Annotated in this window: 14 protein-coding genes; 9 read left to right on the top strand and 5 right to left on the bottom strand. The window is 59.6% G+C overall.

Annotated features, from left to right (window positions below; all coding sequences use genetic code 11):
- Positions 1-46: 46 nt before the first annotated feature.
- Together AB6803_RS13355 and AB6803_RS13350 are read right to left on the bottom strand one after the other, a co-directional pair.
- Complete coding sequence (locus AB6803_RS13355) at positions 47-1,813, bottom strand: TRAP transporter large permease subunit (protein WP_371109341.1); 1,767 nt, start codon at positions 1,811-1,813, stop codon at positions 47-49.
- Positions 1,813-2,388, bottom strand: a complete 576-nt coding sequence (locus AB6803_RS13350) for a TRAP transporter small permease subunit (RefSeq protein WP_174050880.1) — start codon at positions 2,386-2,388, stop codon at positions 1,813-1,815. The genes AB6803_RS13355 and AB6803_RS13350 overlap by 1 nt, the downstream gene beginning before the upstream one ends.
- Positions 2,389-2,618: 230 nt before the next feature.
- Between AB6803_RS13350 and AB6803_RS13345 the strand changes: the two genes are divergently transcribed.
- Positions 2,619-3,542 (top strand): Gfo/Idh/MocA family protein, encoded by a 924-nt coding sequence (locus AB6803_RS13345; protein WP_371109340.1) that lies wholly within the window; start codon positions 2,619-2,621, stop codon positions 3,540-3,542.
- Positions 3,543-3,614: 72 nt separating this feature from the next.
- Positions 3,615-4,166 (top strand): GrpB family protein, encoded by a 552-nt coding sequence (locus AB6803_RS13340; RefSeq protein WP_371109339.1) that lies wholly within the window; start codon positions 3,615-3,617, stop codon positions 4,164-4,166.
- Positions 4,167-4,198: 32 nt separating this feature from the next.
- On the opposite strand, the gene AB6803_RS13335 is transcribed toward AB6803_RS13340, so the two are convergent.
- The 3 genes from AB6803_RS13335 to AB6803_RS13325 are packed head-to-tail and all read right to left on the bottom strand — an operon-like array spanning position 4,199 to position 6,629.
- A complete protein-coding gene (locus tag AB6803_RS13335; protein WP_371109338.1) occupies positions 4,199-4,654 on the bottom strand; it encodes a hypothetical protein in 456 nt (151 codons plus the stop codon).
- Positions 4,651-5,100 (bottom strand): DNA polymerase III subunit chi, encoded by a 450-nt coding sequence (locus tag AB6803_RS13330; RefSeq protein ID WP_371109337.1) that lies wholly within the window; start codon positions 5,098-5,100, stop codon positions 4,651-4,653. The genes AB6803_RS13335 and AB6803_RS13330 overlap by 4 nt, the downstream gene beginning before the upstream one ends.
- A 32-nt stretch (positions 5,101-5,132) precedes the next feature.
- Entirely contained in the window at positions 5,133-6,629 is a 1,497-nt protein-coding gene (locus AB6803_RS13325) for a leucyl aminopeptidase (protein ID WP_371109336.1), read from the bottom strand.
- 211 nt (positions 6,630-6,840) lie between these two features.
- Between AB6803_RS13325 and AB6803_RS13320 the strand changes: the two genes are divergently transcribed.
- The 7 genes from AB6803_RS13320 to rsmA all read left to right on the top strand — a co-directional run bounded on the left by AB6803_RS13320 (position 6,841) and on the right by rsmA (position 15,376).
- Entirely contained in the window at positions 6,841-7,623 is a 783-nt protein-coding gene (locus AB6803_RS13320; protein WP_371109335.1) for a phosphatase PAP2 family protein, read from the top strand.
- A gap of 103 nt (positions 7,624-7,726) precedes the next feature.
- Positions 7,727-8,902, top strand: coding sequence for an LptF/LptG family permease (locus tag AB6803_RS13315; RefSeq protein WP_371109334.1), 1,176 nt, complete (start codon positions 7,727-7,729; stop codon positions 8,900-8,902).
- A complete protein-coding gene (gene lptG, locus AB6803_RS13310) occupies positions 8,899-9,984 on the top strand; it encodes an LPS export ABC transporter permease LptG (protein ID WP_371109333.1) in 1,086 nt (361 codons plus the stop codon). Before AB6803_RS13315 ends, lptG begins: the two co-directional genes overlap by 4 nt.
- Positions 9,985-10,058: 74 nt before the next feature.
- Positions 10,059-12,359 carry an LPS-assembly protein LptD gene (locus AB6803_RS13305; RefSeq protein WP_371109332.1) on the top strand — a complete coding sequence of 767 codons (2,301 nt, stop codon included), beginning with the start codon at positions 10,059-10,061 and terminating at the stop codon, positions 12,357-12,359.
- A gap of 208 nt (positions 12,360-12,567) precedes the next feature.
- Positions 12,568-13,518 (top strand): peptidylprolyl isomerase, encoded by a 951-nt coding sequence (locus tag AB6803_RS13300; RefSeq protein ID WP_371109331.1) that lies wholly within the window; start codon positions 12,568-12,570, stop codon positions 13,516-13,518.
- Positions 13,519-13,526: 8 nt separating this feature from the next.
- The gene (gene pdxA, locus AB6803_RS13295; RefSeq protein ID WP_371109330.1) at positions 13,527-14,549 is read left to right on the top strand and encodes a 4-hydroxythreonine-4-phosphate dehydrogenase PdxA; all 1,023 of its coding nucleotides are present in this window, start codon (positions 13,527-13,529) and stop codon (positions 14,547-14,549) included.
- The gene (gene rsmA / locus AB6803_RS13290; protein ID WP_371109329.1) at positions 14,549-15,376 is read left to right on the top strand and encodes a 16S rRNA (adenine(1518)-N(6)/adenine(1519)-N(6))-dimethyltransferase RsmA; all 828 of its coding nucleotides are present in this window, start codon (positions 14,549-14,551) and stop codon (positions 15,374-15,376) included. The genes pdxA and rsmA overlap by 1 nt, the downstream gene beginning before the upstream one ends.
- Positions 15,377-15,419: the final 43 nt, after the last annotated feature.

Genomic DNA, 15,419 nt, shown 5'->3' with positions numbered 1-15,419 from the left:
TCCGGGGTTTTTCTTTTCGAATGCATGAAGCACGGCAGCCCTGCCATCATTTAAACGACGGCGGCTGGCTGAGGTCGTTGGCGGGCGGATTGGACTGCCCGCCATTCTGATCAGCCGGCTTGTCCTGCAGCGGATTACCGCCCGGCAGCTGCAGGCCTGGCAGGCCGAGACCGCCGCCATTGTCCTGGCCAGGAGTGCCGAAGCCCGGCACGTCGATCTTGATCGTATTCGGATCGATGCCCGTACCTGAACCTTTGTAATGCATGACCATTTGCGGGAACATAATGGTCAGCGCCACCATCAGGATCTGGATACCGACGAAGGGCACGGCACCCCAATAGATCTGCCCCGTCGTCACCGGCGCGGTGTTTTTGCCTGTCACCTTGTCGAGATAGGGCACCTTTGCCGCAACCGAGCGCAGGTAGAACAGCGCAAAGCCGAAGGGCGGATGCATGAAGCTCGTCTGCATGTTGACGCCGAGCAGGACGCCGAACCAGATGAGGTCGATGCCGAGCTTTTCGGCGGCGGGGGCCAGCAACGGCACGATGATGAAGGCCAGCTCGAAGAAATCGAGGAAGAAGGCCAGCACGAAGACCAGCAGGTTGACGGCGATCAGGAAGCCGACTTCGCCACCCGGCAGCGACACCAGCAGATGCTCCACCCAGACATGGCCGTTGACGCCGTAGAAGGTCAGCGAGAACACGCGCGAGCCGATCAGGATGAACAGCACGAAGGACGAGAGCCGCGTCGTCGACGCCAGCGCCGAGCGGATGACATCCATGTTCAGTCGTCCCTTGGCCAACGCCATGATCAGCGCGCCCACCGCCCCCATCGCGCCGCCTTCCGTCGGCGTCGCGATGCCGAGGAAGATGGTGCCGAGCACGAGGAAGATCAGCGCCAGCGGCGGGATCAGCACGATGACCACCTGCTGCGCCAACCGCGACATCAGGTTGAACTTCATCGTCTTGTCGATGACGGCGATGGCATAGATGAATGCGACGCCGACGGTTGCGCCGAGAATATCGGCGTTTTCCCCGTAGATCGGCGTCAGATAGACATGAGCGGCATAGGCGACACCAGCGCAGACCAGCAACGCGACGAAGAGCGAGGTCACGCCCGAACCGAGCGAACGCGCCTCTTTCGGCAGCGCCGGCATGGAGTTCGGCCGGACGATCGACATGATCAGCACGTAGAGCATGTAGAGGCCGGTCAGGACCAGACCGGGGATCAAGGCGCCGGCATACATGTCACCGACGGAGCGGCCGAGCTGGTCCGCCAGCACGATCAGCACCAGCGACGGCGGAATGATCTGCGCCAGCGTGCCCGAGGCGGCGATAACGCCGGATGCAACCCGCCGGTCATAGCCGTAGCGCAACATGATCGGCAGGGAGATCAGGCCCATGGCGATGACCGAGGCGGCAACGACGCCGGTGGTGGCGGCCAGAAGCGCGCCGACGAAGATCACCGCATAGGCAAGGCCGCCGCGGATCGGCCCGAAGAGCTGACCGACCGTGTCGAGCAGATCCTCGGCCATGCCGGAGCGCTCGAGTACGATGCCCATGAAGGTGAAGAATGGGATCGCCAGCAGCGTATCGTTCGACATCACGCCCCAGAAGCGATCCGGCAACGCGTTGAGCAGCGGCCAGGAGAGGTGGATCGAGCCGCCGGAATAGGGTGCCAGCTCGACGCCGATCCAGAAGAACAGCAGACCGTTGGCGGCGAGTGCGAAGGCAACGGGATAGCCGATCAGCAGGAAGATGATCAGCGAAGCGAACATGATCGGAGCCATGTTCACGGCAATGAATTCCAACATCAGCGCACCTCCCCTGCATGCGTCTCGATATCGAGAGGTGCATGGGTCGGCACGTAGGGTGTCGGATCATCCATATCGCCACGCATGATGGCGATCTTCTTGATGATCTCGGAGACACCCTGCAGCGCCAGCAGAAAGAAACCCGCCAGCAGCAAGGCCTTGCCCGGCCAGATGATCAGGCCGCCGGCGCTGGAGGAGACTTCGCCGGACATGAAGGACATCCGGACATAGGGGATGAGATCGTAAATCATCAATAGCACGAAGGGCATGAGAAACAGGCAATGGCCGAGAAGGTCGATCCAGTGCTGCACGCGCCGCGAGAGAGAGCCGTAGAGGATATCGATGCGGATATGCTCGTTCTGCCTAAGCGTATAGGCGGCGGCGAGCATGAAGGCGGCGCCGAACAAATACCATTGCGCCTCCAGCCAGGCATTCGACGAGATGTTGAACACCTTGCGGACGATGGCGTTTCCGGCGCTGACCAGAACCGCAACCAGGATGAGCCAGGAGACCGATTTGCCGATGATCTCCGTGACATGATCTATGAGCCGGCTGAAGCCGAGCAATGCTTTCATGATTTTTCCCCCCGCGGCAGTTTCTTCCCAGGATCCTTACGCCGCGCACAGGCAGAGTGCCGATTTCACGCTGTCAATCAAGAGCCTAAGCTGGTTTTCCAACTGTGAAGATGGCAGGGTGAGCGTGGCCTTGCGGGAGGAGCGTTGCATTTGCGCTTTGCCGGCCTTGCCCACCTCTGACGTTCTGATAAAAGACCATACCAATAATCATACTAATCGAGAGACACCCCATGTCCCCCATCAATCTCGCTATCGTCGGCGTCGGCAAGATCGTCCGAGACCAGCATCTTCCGTCCATCGCCAACAATGCGGATTTCAAACTGGTTGCGACCGCAAGCCGCCATGGCACGGTCGAAGGCATTCCGGCTTTCACCACCATCGAGGCCATGCTGGACGCGGTTCCCGAGATCGATGCAGTCTCGCTCTGCATGCCGCCGCAATATCGTTATGAAGCCGCCTACAAGGCGCTCCAGGCTGGCAAGCATGTCTTCCTGGAAAAGCCGCCGGGCGCGACGCTGAGCGAAGTCGCCGATCTTGAGGCACTCGCCAAGGCAAAGGGTGTTTCGCTGTTTGCCAGCTGGCATTCGCGCTACGCGCCAGCCGTCGAAGCCGCCAAGGCCTTCCTCGACGGGACGACGATCAAGAGCGTGCATGTGATCTGGAAGGAAGATGTGCGCCATTGGCATCCGAACCAGGAATGGATCTGGCAGGCCGGCGGCCTCGGCGTCTTCGATCCGGGCATCAACGCGCTGTCGATCGTCACCCACATCCTGCCGCCACTGTTCCTCACCGGCGCCGTGCTGGAATTCCCCGAGAACCGCGATTCGCCGATCGCCGCCGATCTGCAGTTCAAGAGCGGCCAGGGGCTTCCGGTTCGTGCCGAATTCGACTGGCGCCAGACCGGCAAGCAGAGCTGGGATATCGTCGCCGAAACCGAGGCGGGCCAGATGGTGCTCTCCGAAGGCGGCTCGAAGCTCTCCGTTAACGGCGAACTGACCTTCACCGCGCCGGAGGCCGAATATCCATCGCTCTATCGCCGCTTCGCCGAGATCGTCAAAGCCGGCACGTCCGATGTCGACCTCGCGCCGCTGCGCCATGTCGCCGATGCATTCATGCTCGGCAAGCGCAAATTCGTCGAGGCTTTCCACGACTAAACTCGATTGACCGGTGAGATGCGCCGCGCGCCATGCTAGAGTGGCGCATCTTCACTTGCTACGGAGATCGTAATGTCCTCGGAACGCGGGGTAAATTTCGGGCTAGGCGTCGGTAACAAATGCGTCACGCTTGCTGTGCCGAATGCCCGTTGGCAGGAAGCCTACGCGCTCGAAGCGGCAGCCATTCGCAAGGCGCTCGGCGATATCGCCCTCGACATCCAGCATATAGGCAGCACGTCGATCCCTTCGATCAAGGCGAAGCCAATCATCGATATCGCTGTCGCAGTCAGGCGCTTCGATGACGGCTTGGCATGCATCCGGCCGATGGAGGAGATCGGCTACTGCTATGTCGGCACCGACCTCGTTCCCGACGATCATATTTTCGGTCGTGATATCGAAGGCGAGACGCGCACGCATCTCGTTCATATCGTTGAATATAACAGCATCAACTGGAATCGATGGCTTCTATTTCGCGACAGGCTCCGTGCACATCCAGATCTGGCACTGGCCTATGAAATGCTGAAGATCGACCTGGCCAGGAAATATGCCGACAACCGCGCCGCCTATACGGCGTCGAAGAAAGACTTCATCGAAAAGGTTCTTGCGAACAACAGCCCGATCTGACGCGCTGTCTTATCCTTGTCGCGTGTCGCATATCACGACTTGGTTGTGTCCTCGGGCTTGCCCTTCGCAAAGCTGATGCTGATCGTCCTCGCCCGTATGAACCCGCAGAGCCCAAAGCAGGGTCGCAGTTCAATCTCGATATCCTTCGGATGCGGGTCGCGGCCGTAGTATGGCCGCCTGTCTTTTCGCTCGGGCGCCAATCGAACCGCAAGGCCGTTGAGAACATTTTGATGGCTGAAATTCTCAAGCTGAAGATCAGCGATATCAGCCAAAGAAAAGGTTACGACCACATGTTTGGCGATGTCGAAAGGGGCATTGTTCCAAGTATGGATCGAAATCGAGCTCTGAGAGTGGCGGTTGAGCGTGATCTGCACGATCTCCGCATCATGGAAGTCGGGATCATGGCCGAAATATTCGACGAACTCGCCACCGCCCGGTATCTCACGCCAGGGAATTTGATCATTCGACTGATAATCGAACTCCTTCACGCCTTCTTTTCCCAACGGCCTTCCTGGGTCTGCTGCCAATAGGTGAGGTTATGCCCCTCGCCCTTCAACTTCTTCCATTGCGCGCGGGCGCCTTCCAATTGTTCCTGATCGTAACCGTCGAAGATGAAGACGACGCGCTGGTAGGTCTCGATATCGGCGGCTTCGGCGCCGTCGATGAAGAAGCGGACGCTGGCATTGTTCAGATTGTCCGGTGAGACGGTCAGGAGAACCGGCTGCCTGTCCGCCATCTCGCTTTCGTCGGTGCCATGCGGGAGGAAGCTGTCCTCGCGATAGGTCCAGAGATGCGTGTCGAGCGCATCGCGCCGGGCCTGCTCGCGTGTCTGGATGGCGACCTGCCAGCCACGCTCGACACTCTTGTCGATCAGCGGCGGCAGGGCATCTTCGAGCTTCGATTCGGTCAAGTGATAGAAGAGAACGTCGGTCATGCCGCCTCTCCTATCTCAAACATGTCCGAAGGTCACGATTCGTAGTTCTCACGGACCAGTTCGTCGAGCAGGCGCACGCCGAAGCCCGAACCCCAGGACTGGTTGATCTCGTCCAAGGTCGAGCCCATCGCCGTGCCGGCGATATCGAGATGCGCCCAGGGCGTTTCCTGCACGAATCGCTTGAGGAACTGCGCGGCGGTGATCGAGCCGGCATAGCGGCCGCCGGTGTTCTTCATATCGGCGAACTTGCTGTCGATCATCTTGTCGTAGTCCTTGCCGAGCGGCATGCGCCACAGGCGTTCGTTGGTGACAAGGCCGGCGGCAGTGAGCTGGTTTGCCAGCTGGTCGTCATTGCTGAACAGGCCGGCCTGCAGATTGCCGAGCGCCACCAGGATCGCGCCTGTCAAGGTCGCCAGGTTGATCATGAATTGCGGCTTGAAACGATCGTTTGTGTACCAAAGCGCGTCGCAGAGCACGAGCCTGCCTTCGGCATCGGTGTTGATGATCTCGATCGTCTGGCCGGACATGGAGGTGACGATATCGCCTGGACGCTGGGCATTACCATCGGGCATGTTTTCGACCAGGCCGATGACGCCGATGGCGTTGACCTTCGCACCGCGGGCCGCGAGCGTGTGCATCAGGCCGGTCACGGCCGCCGCCCCACCCATGTCGCCCTTCATGTCTTCCATGCCGGCGGCGGGCTTGATGGAAATACCGCCGGTGTCAAAGACGACACCCTTGCCGATGAAGGCGACCGGCTTTTCCTTTGCCTTGCCGCCCTTCCATTGCATGATCACCAGACGCGGCGGACGCACGGAACCCTGCGCCACGCCAAGCAGCGCACCCATGCCGAGCCGGCGCATCTCGCGCTCCGTCAATATCTCTACCTCAACGCCGAGTTTCTCCAGCGCCTTGGCCTTGGCGGCGAACTCGACCGGGCCAAGCACATTCGGCGGCTCGTTGACGAGATCGCGCGCCAGGATAACGCCGCCGGCAATCGCTTCCGAGGCGGCGAAAAGCTTCTTTGCGGCCGCGGCATCCGGGGTGACGATGGTCACCTTCACGGATTTCTGCGCACCGTTCTTGTCCTCGTCATCGCCCTTCTTCGTCTTGTACGTGTCGAAGCTGTAGGCGCGCAGCAGCATGCCGAGCGCAAAATCGGCGGCCGCCTTGCCACCGGCTTGGACGCCGGGCAGGTCAATGAAGATCGCAGCCTTGTCGACGTTGCGGATCCGCGCCGCGGCGGCACCGCCGAGCTTCAGCCAATCATGCGCATTCAGCTCCTTAGCCTTGCCGGTACCAATGACGATAATCCGGTCGACGGGCGAGCCCTCGGGCGCGACGATATCGAGGCTCGCCAGACCCTTGGCTGTGAAGTGGGCGATGCGCGCGGCCTTGGCGAAAACATTCGCCGGATCGGCGCTTACGGCCCCCGCCGGCGATTCGCTGTCCGTGTCTTTCAGCAGAATGGCCAGACCGCCATTGAGCCGGACCGTTTTGGCAAAGGAAATCTCGAATTTCACAGACATTTCTGCTCCGATATATATGCGTATCGCAAAATAGAATTATAGACTTCGATCATTCAAGCTTTCCCCCTCAAATACAAGCTTTTGGCGAGACATTCGGCGAAGAAGCGTCCACTGCCACCTTCAAATCCCTGTCATCTATTGTCGCTAGCCTATTGGCGCATGCGTTGCGTGCCGCCGCCTGCCCGGCGTTGTCACTGACAGGAACGCCACGTTGATCATCGATTCCAGCACCTTCGATCGCCAGGACCGTTTTCCCGAGATCCTGCGACCGCGCACGGCCGGCGACGCGTTCGTCGCTCTCTTTTGCCTATGGTGGATACTGCTCGGGCTGTTTTCGATTTTTCCACAGATCGATCTCGCCGTCGCCAATATGTTCTTCCTGCCGGAACGATGCATCGTCCCTGTCAAAGCCAGCCAGGTCTGCGGCATTTTCCCCTATGGGGACGATCCGCATATGCGCCTGCTCAGGGAGATATTCTTCCAGCTTCCCTATATCGTTGCCGCCGGCCTCTGTTGGATGCTGCTCCAGGGCTGGCAGCAGCACGGCGCAACCTTCAAGACGCTGCGAGACCGCAATCTGAGAGTTGCACTCGGCTCGCTGCTTCTCGGCCCCGTGCTGATCGTCAATCTCTGGCTCAAGGCGTTCTCGGGCCGTCCACGGCCACGGCAGACAGACCTCTTCGGCGGCATGCTTGATTTCGTTCATGCCGGGTCTTTTGCCGGGAAATGCGTCAGCAACTGTTCCTTCATCTCCGGTGAAGCGGCATCCGCCGGCTGGCTGTTCTGCCTGATCTTCATTATCCCGCAGCCCGCCCGCACCGCTCTTGCGCCACCGATCGCAGTCGTTTCAATCCTCATTCCGGCCCTCAGAGTAGCCTTCGGAAGCCACTATCTGTCGGATGCCGTGCTTGGCTGGCTCTCTTCTCTTGTCATATTCTCCGCACTTCTGGCCCTCTCCCAAACGACACACAGCAGAAGAATCTCAGAAAATTAACGAATTTTTTGCGAGTGGGTTGTCGCCAAAAAAACGCAAACAGCGTAGAGGAGGATGAATCTCTGCCGGCTCGCCCGACGGAGCGTTGCGTTTAAGGGCCGGCATGAAGTTATTCGAAACATATATCGTACGGCGTGTCGGCATGATGTTCCTGGTAGCCCTGCTGCCGGTGCTCGCTATTATCTGGACGACTCAGGTACTGCAGCGCATCAATCTCGTGACCGATAGCGGCCAGTCGATCGGTTCGTTCGCAAAGCTTGCGACCCTTATTCTGCCGACCATCATTCCCGTCGTTTTGCCGTTCGCATTGGTCATCGGCATCACCCAGACGCTCACCGCGATGAACAGCGATTCGGAGCTGACCGTCATGGAAGCGGCGGGCGCGAGACGCAGCATCATCATCCGCCCGATCATGATTCTCGCCATAGCGATCAGCGTCTTCTCCTTCCTCGTTGACAATATGGTGGAACCGAAGGCCCGTGTCGCCGCCCGGCAAATGGTTGCGGAAGCCTATGCCGACCTGCTCTCGACCGTGATCGAAGAGAAGAATTTCCGGCGCATCGAAGACGGGCTTTATGTGCAGATCACACAGCGCATGTCGGGACGAATCCTGAAGGGGCTGTTCGTGGTGGATTCGCGCGATCCGGCTTTCGATCTCATCTATTATGCCAAGGAAGGCGCCGTTGATGCGAGCGGCTCGTCGCTGCTGATGAGAGACGGCGAAGTTCACCGCAAGACGTCTGACGGCAACGTCTCCGTCATCAAATTCGATTCCTACTCCTTCGACCTTTCCGACATGACGCAAAACCGCGGTCAGGCAACCCTGCGCGCAGGCGACCGCAGTCTCGGCTTCCTGCTCAGTCCGGATCCGAATGATGCGGATTATAAGACCAGACCAAGCGGATATCGTTCCGAATTGCATCGGCGCCTGACCGATTGGGCGCTGCCGGCCATCTTTGCGCTGATATCCCTGGTGATCGCCGGCGATGCGCGATCGCATCGCGAGGCGCGGCTGCATCCGATGGTATCGGCGCTTACTATCGCCTTTGCACTGCGCTGGGCGGACTTTTACGCGGCCAACCAGATCGAGACGGCTCCTTATTTCGTCGGCATCCTCTATGCGATCAATATCGGCGCCACTCTGATTGCGATCTTCCTGCTGTTCAGGAACCGGAGAATGTCCATGCCGGTGTCGATCCGCAACCGCTTCGGCACCTGGCGGCAGAAGCTTCAGGAACGAATCCCGACACCCGGCGGCTCGAATGGGAGCGGCGCATGATCTTCAGCACGCTCGGCCGCTACTTCTTCACGCGCTACATCGCCACGACTCTCTGGTTTTTCCTCGGCGTCACGGCGCTGGTGTATCTGATCGACTTCAGCGAGACCGCTGGGCGGCTCGCTGGCCTTCCGGGGTATACGGTCAAAATCGGTCTGCTGATGACGGCGGTCAGGTTGCCGTTCATCATGCAGCAAACGGTGCCGTTCATCGCCCTCTTCGTCGGCATGACCGTGTTGATCACGCTCAATCGCCGTCGCGAACTGGTAATCGCGCGCGCGGCCGGCATCTCCGTCTGGCAGTTCATGACACCCTTCATTGTCGGCGCATTCGCTGTTGGGCTGATGACCATGTTCGCCCTCAATCCGGTTGCGGCATGGGGCCAGCGGCAGTCGGAAACGATGGAAGCCGATCTGCGCGGCGATCCGTCCTATCGCAATACACTTTCCATTCCGTGGCTGCGTCAGTCGGATGGCAAGAGCGACATCATCATCGGCGCCAAGGCCGTTCTCAACAACGGCACAACGCTGATGAACGTTGTCTTTATCCACTTCGATTCACAGGGAAATATCATTCTGAGGCAGGATGCCCAGTCGGCAAAGTTGGAAGATGGTTACTGGCTTCTTAACAGTGTCGTCGAGCGGAGCCCGGGCGAAATTCCCGTTCACAAAACCACGACACAGGTTCGTACGAATCTGAAACAGGATTTTGTCTCCGAGCGTTTGGCGCAGCCGGAAACCATTGCTTTTTATGATCTTTCTAATCGAATAGCGATTGCCAAGTCCTTCGGGATCTCAACCAAGGCACTTGAAACGCAATTTCACTCGCTGCTATCACAGCCATTCCTTTTGGTGGCAATGACGCTGATCGCAGCAACCGTGTCCCTAAAATTCAGTAGATTCAACCAATCGCGCTCCGTGATTCTGGGTGGAATCCTCTCAGGCTTCGTGCTTTATGTTGTCACCGTGCTTGTAAAGGCATTCGGGAGCAGCGGAGTGGTTCCTCCCTTCGTGGCGACATGGATACCCGTGATCGTCGCTTTGGCATTCGGAGCAACGATCCTGCTTCATCAGGAGGACGGCTAGTGGCGGGCAACCGCAAGAGTATCAGAAAGTTTGTGGCTGCCCTTATCACGGGCACGGCTACATGCGCGTATATCATGAGCCCGGTCGTAGCTTACGCCCAGGCTACCAACAACAATGGCGGCGCCGGTGCTGCGACCGCTCCTGTAAAGGTCAAGGTACCCGACGGCTCCAAGCTAGTCCTTTCGTCCAACGAATTGGTCTATAACAAGGACAATCAGATCGTCACCGCCACCGGTGCCGTGCAGATCAACTATGGCGGCTACAAAATGGTCGCCCAGAAAGTTGAATATAATCAGAAGTCCGGTCGGATGATGGCTCTCGGCAATGTCGAGTTGATCACCCCCGACGGCAATCGTATGTACGGTGACAAGATGGATGTCACCGACAGCTTCTCCGACGGTTTCGTCAATGCCCTGCGCATCGAAATGCCGGACAATACCCGCATGGTCGCCGAAAAAGGCGAGCGTGTCGGCGGCACGCAGCTGATTCTGACCAAGGGTGTCTATACGGCCTGTCAGGCCTGCTCCGAACAGGGCCGCGCGCCGCTTTGGCAGGTCAAGGCGCAGCGCGTGGTGCAAAACGGCGTGACGCATACCGTCCGCCTCGAGCATGCCCGCTTTGAACTGTTCGGCCAACCGGTCGCCTATGTTCCGTGGATCGAGGTTCCCGACAACACGGTGAAGCGCAAGTCCGGCTTCCTGTTTCCGTCGATGAGTGTTTCGCAGCACCTCGGCTTCGGTCTGAAGGTTCCTTACTACTACGTCATATCGCCGAGCATGGACGCTACGATCAGTGCCACTGGCTACACGAGCCAGGGCCTCCTGCTTGAGGGCGAATTCCGTCAACGGTTTGAAAACGGTACGCATACCCTGCGGGTTGCAGGTATCAACCAGATGGACCCCGGCACGTTCACGTCCGGCACCAGCGATGCCGAGCACAAGGCTCGCGGCATGATCTCCTCCAAGGCGGATTTCAAGATCAATCCCCGCTGGACCTTCGGCTGGGATGTCATGGCGCAGAGCGACAATAACTTCTCGCGCACCTATGGGCTCGATGGTCTCAACCAGAGCACCCATACCAACGACATCTATCTGACCGGCCTCGGCAAGCGCAATTATTTCGATATGCGCGCCTTCTATTACGACGTCCAGGACGCCGACAATAACAGCACCGCCGAGAAACAGCAGGCGGTCGTCTATCCGAGCGTCGACTATCACTATGTCGATCCGAAGTCGGTCTATGGCGGCGAACTGTCGGCGACCATGAACTTCACGCACCTGTCGCGTGACAAGACCCTGGCGCTTGACGCCACCAATACTCTCGGTGACTCCAGCCTGAATGACCGCTATCTCGGTCTTTCCGGAGACTATACGCGCCTCAGCACCGAGGTGCAGTGGCAACGTACCTTCACCACGGATCAAGGTCTGGTGTTGACGCCATTGGCGGCACTTCGCGGCGACGTCTATGGCCTGGACATGGATGCGCCTGGAGCTGGCACTTATTCCGGCAATTACGACACGAGCGACTATGCCACGCGTGGCATGGCGACGGCCGGTGTTGAAGCGAAGTATCCCTTCCTCATCACTACCAGCAACAGCACGCATGTGTTCGAGCCGATCGCACAGCTCTATGTGCGTCCGGACGAGCAGCTTGCCGGACGTCTGCCGAATGAGGATGCACAAAGCTTCGTCTTCGATGCGACCAATCTGTTTGATCGCGACAAGTTCTCCGGTTTCGACCGCGTCGAAGGCGGCACACGCGCCAATGTCGGCTGGCGCTACACCGGCAACTTCGACAGTGGCTACAAGTTGCAGCATATATTCGGCCAGTCCTTCCAGCTTGCCGGCCGCAACTCCTTCGCCGAGACCGATCTGGCCGGCGTCGGCGCGGACTCGGGGCTTGAAACCACCCGCTCCGACTACGTGACCATGTTTGGCCTCACCACGCCGCAGGGCATTTCGCTTTCGCAGTCCTATCGTTTCGACGAGAAGGATTTTGCCTTCCGCCGTGGCGATACCACGGTCGGCTTCTCCAATGATGTCTTCCAGACCACGGCGACCTACACGCATATTGCCGCGCAGCCACAATACGGTTTCACCTCGGATCAGGATGAAATCCAGACGCGTGCGCAGATCAAGTTCAAGGAATATTGGTCTGTATTCGGTACGGTGAACTATGACATCAACGACAGTGAGATCACTCGCCAGGGCGTTGGCCTCTCCTATGAGGACGAATGCACGATCTTCAGCATTTCCTTCCTGAACAAGAAGGATTCGACGGATGCATCGGCAAGCGACTGGTCGGTCGGCGCCAGGATAACGTTCCGTACGCTCGGCGACGTCAATCTCGGCAACACACAGGACGCCACGTTCTGATCCATCAAACTCAAAAAGAGGGCCGGCTCCACAGCCGGCCCTTTTTGTTTGAAACCGACCGCAGCCATTCTCCGCGTCATTGTTTCGCCGCAAGGATTTTGCAATTCGTCGTGCTTGTTGTAGACATGTGGCGCAAAATTGCCGTATTGCGCGAACGGCGTCCCGATGTGACGCAGTGCGGATAAGGACCTTTGGGAAGGGGTAATTGATGTTCTCTGAAAAGACACCGATGCGCGCTGTGCTGTTCGGAGCCGCGGCGCTGATCATGGCCACGTTCGCCATGCCGAGCAGCGATGTTGCATTCGCTGCAAGCGAGGTGAAGGTCGTTGTCAACAACTCGGTGATTACCTCGGGCGATATCGCCAAGCGTGTCAACTTCCTCAAATTGCAGCATCAAAAGGGCGACCTCAACAAGCTGGCGCAGGAACAGCTTGTCGACGAGACGCTGAAGCGGGCTGAAATCTCCCGCGTGCGCATGTCGGTGTCGACGTCAGACGTCGACAGCGCCTTCGGCCGCTTCGCCGCGAGCAACAAGATGTCGCCGCAGCAGCTCGGCCAGATCCTCGACAAGATGGGCGTCGGCGTCGATCACTTCAAATCCTATGTCGCCGTCTCCATGAGCTGGCCGCGCGTCGTCAATGCCCGCTTCGGCTCGAGCAACTCCAGCAAGCTGTCGAACGACGACCTCGTGACGCGCATGACCGAAAACAAGACAAAGCCGGTCACGACGGAATACTTCCTGAAACAGATTATCTTCGTCGTCCCGCAAGCGAAGCGGAATGCCATCCTCAACCAGCGCAAGGCCGAGGCGGAATCCTCGCGCTCCAAGTTCCCCGGTTGCGACCAGGCGAAGGTCTTTGCCGCAACCATGCGTGACGTTTCCGTCCAGGATCTCGGCCGCGTGCTCGCGCCCGATCTTCCCGAAGTCTGGAAGCCGCTGCTTGAAAAGGCCCAGGGCAACACGACCACCCCTGTCGTCACCGATCGTGGCGTTGAATACGTCGCCATCTGCTCCCAGCGCCAAGTGAACGACGACGTTGCCGCCGCAGCCGTCTTCCGCGCCGAAGACATCGGCAAGGCGGGTGCTCAGGGCGTCAGCGCCAACGACAAGAAATATATGGACGAACTGCGCTCCAAGGCGCAGATCCTCTATCGCTGATTGCCGCGATGCCGCAGCACCCTTCCCACCCCCTCGCGCTGACGCAAGGGGATCCTGCAGGTATCGGACCTGACATCACGCTCGCCGCCTGGCTCCGCCGCGGCGAGCTTTCTCTGCCACCCTTCCTCTTTCTCGGCGATCCGAACGTCCTTGCGACGCGCGCCAGGCAATTGAACCTGGATGTACCCCTGCGGGAAGCAGACGCGGCGACTGCCAGCGTCGTCTTCACCGAGGCCCTGCCGGTGCTGCCAATCGCTGCCGGCACGACTGTGGTCGCCGGCGAACCGCATGTTGCTACGGCGAAGGGTACGATTGCGGCTATCGAGACGGCGGTCTCGCTCAGCATGAATGGCGACACTGCGGCTGTCGTCACCAATCCGATCGCGAAATCTGTTCTCTACGATGCCGGCTTCGGCTTTCCCGGACATACCGAGTTCCTCGCAGATCTGGCTATGCGTGCGACAGGCAAGCCGGTGATGCCGGTAATGCTGCTCGCAGGGCCGAAACTGCGGGCCATCCCAGTCACCATTCATATCCCGCTGAAGGACGTGCCGGCGGCGCTGACGACCGATCTGATCATCCAGACCTGCCGGATCACCGATCACGATCTTAGGACCCGCTTCGGCATTGCCAAGCCGCGTCTCGCAATCGCCGGCCTCAATCCGCATGCCGGCGAGAACGGCGCGATCGGCAAGGAGGATGAGCAGATCATCCGCCCAGCGATCGAGGTGCTGCGCAACGAGGGCATCGATGCTTTCGGTCCCCTGCCCGCCGACACGATGTTCCATGACGCCGCGCGCCAAGGCTATGACGTTGCCATCTGCATGTACCACGATCAGGCCTTGATCCCGGCCAAGGCGCTCGGCTTCGATGATTCCGTCAATGTCACGCTCGGCCTTCCCTTTGTCCGCACCTCGCCGGACCACGGTACTGCCTTCGGCATTGCCGGCAAGGGTGTCGCCAAGGAGGATAGCCTCGTGGCCGCCCTCAGGCTGGCAAGCGAGATCAGCCGTGCGGGAAGCGACCGCTGATGGCTGCGCTCGACGGCCTTCCTCCGCTTCGCGATGTGATTCAGCGCCATGGCCTCGACGCGCGCAAGGCGCTCGGCCAGAACTTTCTGCTGGACCTCAATCTGACCCAGAAGGTTGCCCGCACCGCCGGATCGCTGGAAGGCGTTACCGTCTTCGAGGTGGGTCCGGGACCGGGCGGACTGACGCGCGCCATCCTGGCGCTCGGGGCCGCGAAGGTCATCGCCGTCGAGCGCGACGCGCGATGCCTACCGGCGCTCGCCGAAATCGCCGCCCATTATCCCGGCCGGCTGGAGGTCATCGAGGGCGATGCCTTGAAGACGGATTTCGCGGCGATGGCGCCGGAAGGTCCGGTGAAGATCATCGCCAACCTGCCCTATAATGTCGGCACGCAGTTGCTGGTAAACTGGCTACTGCCGGGCCACTGGCCACCCTTCTGGCAGTCGCTGACGCTGATGTTCCAGAAGGAAGTCGGCCAGCGGATCGTCGCTGACGAGGATGACGATCATTACGGCCGTCTCGGCGTTCTCTGCGGCTGGCGCACGAACGCCCACATGGCTTTCGACATATCACCCCAGGCCTTCTCGCCGCCGCCGAAGGTAACCTCGACGGTCGTGCATCTGACCCCAAGGGAAAAACCGATCCCCTGCGACGTCGAAAAGCTGGAGAAGGTAACACAGGCTGCCTTCGGTCAGCGTCGTAAGATGCTGCGCCAGAGCCTGAAGCCGCTGGGTGGCGAGGCGTTATTGCACAAAGCCGATATCGATCCGCAGCGCCGCGCCGAAACGCTCTCCGTCGTGGAATTCTGCCGCCTGGCGAATTGCCTCTGATCTGAGATCAGAGCTTCTGACCGGATCGGAATTTCCGATCGGC

It is taken from the genome of Rhizobium sp. RCC_161_2 (assembly GCF_041355235.1).
In the GTDB taxonomy this organism is placed as follows: Bacteria; Pseudomonadota; Alphaproteobacteria; order Rhizobiales; family Rhizobiaceae; genus Rhizobium.
This window is presented reverse-complemented; position numbering and strand designations above follow the sequence as displayed.

Excerpts from the sequence above, each read along its gene's own strand:
- AB6803_RS13355 (WP_371109341.1), bottom strand. The coding sequence starts at position 1,813 with ATGTTGGAATTCATTGCCGTGAACATGGCTCCGATCATGTTCGCTTCG.
- AB6803_RS13350 (WP_174050880.1), bottom strand. The coding sequence starts at position 2,388 with ATGAAAGCATTGCTCGGCTTCAGCCGGCTCATAGATCATGTCACGGAG.
- AB6803_RS13345 (WP_371109340.1), top strand. The coding sequence starts at position 2,619 with ATGTCCCCCATCAATCTCGCTATCGTCGGCGTCGGCAAGATCGTCCGA.
- AB6803_RS13340 (WP_371109339.1), top strand. The coding sequence starts at position 3,615 with ATGTCCTCGGAACGCGGGGTAAATTTCGGGCTAGGCGTCGGTAACAAA.
- AB6803_RS13330 (WP_371109337.1), bottom strand. The coding sequence starts at position 5,100 with ATGACCGACGTTCTCTTCTATCACTTGACCGAATCGAAGCTCGAAGAT.
- AB6803_RS13325 (WP_371109336.1), bottom strand. The coding sequence starts at position 6,629 with ATGTCTGTGAAATTCGAGATTTCCTTTGCCAAAACGGTCCGGCTCAAT.
- AB6803_RS13315 (WP_371109334.1), top strand. The coding sequence starts at position 7,727 with ATGAAGTTATTCGAAACATATATCGTACGGCGTGTCGGCATGATGTTC.
- lptG (WP_371109333.1), top strand. The coding sequence starts at position 8,899 with ATGATCTTCAGCACGCTCGGCCGCTACTTCTTCACGCGCTACATCGCC.
- AB6803_RS13305 (WP_371109332.1), top strand. The coding sequence starts at position 10,059 with ATGAGCCCGGTCGTAGCTTACGCCCAGGCTACCAACAACAATGGCGGC.
- AB6803_RS13300 (WP_371109331.1), top strand. The coding sequence starts at position 12,568 with ATGTTCTCTGAAAAGACACCGATGCGCGCTGTGCTGTTCGGAGCCGCG.
- pdxA (WP_371109330.1), top strand. The coding sequence starts at position 13,527 with ATGCCGCAGCACCCTTCCCACCCCCTCGCGCTGACGCAAGGGGATCCT.
- rsmA (WP_371109329.1), top strand. The coding sequence starts at position 14,549 with ATGGCTGCGCTCGACGGCCTTCCTCCGCTTCGCGATGTGATTCAGCGC.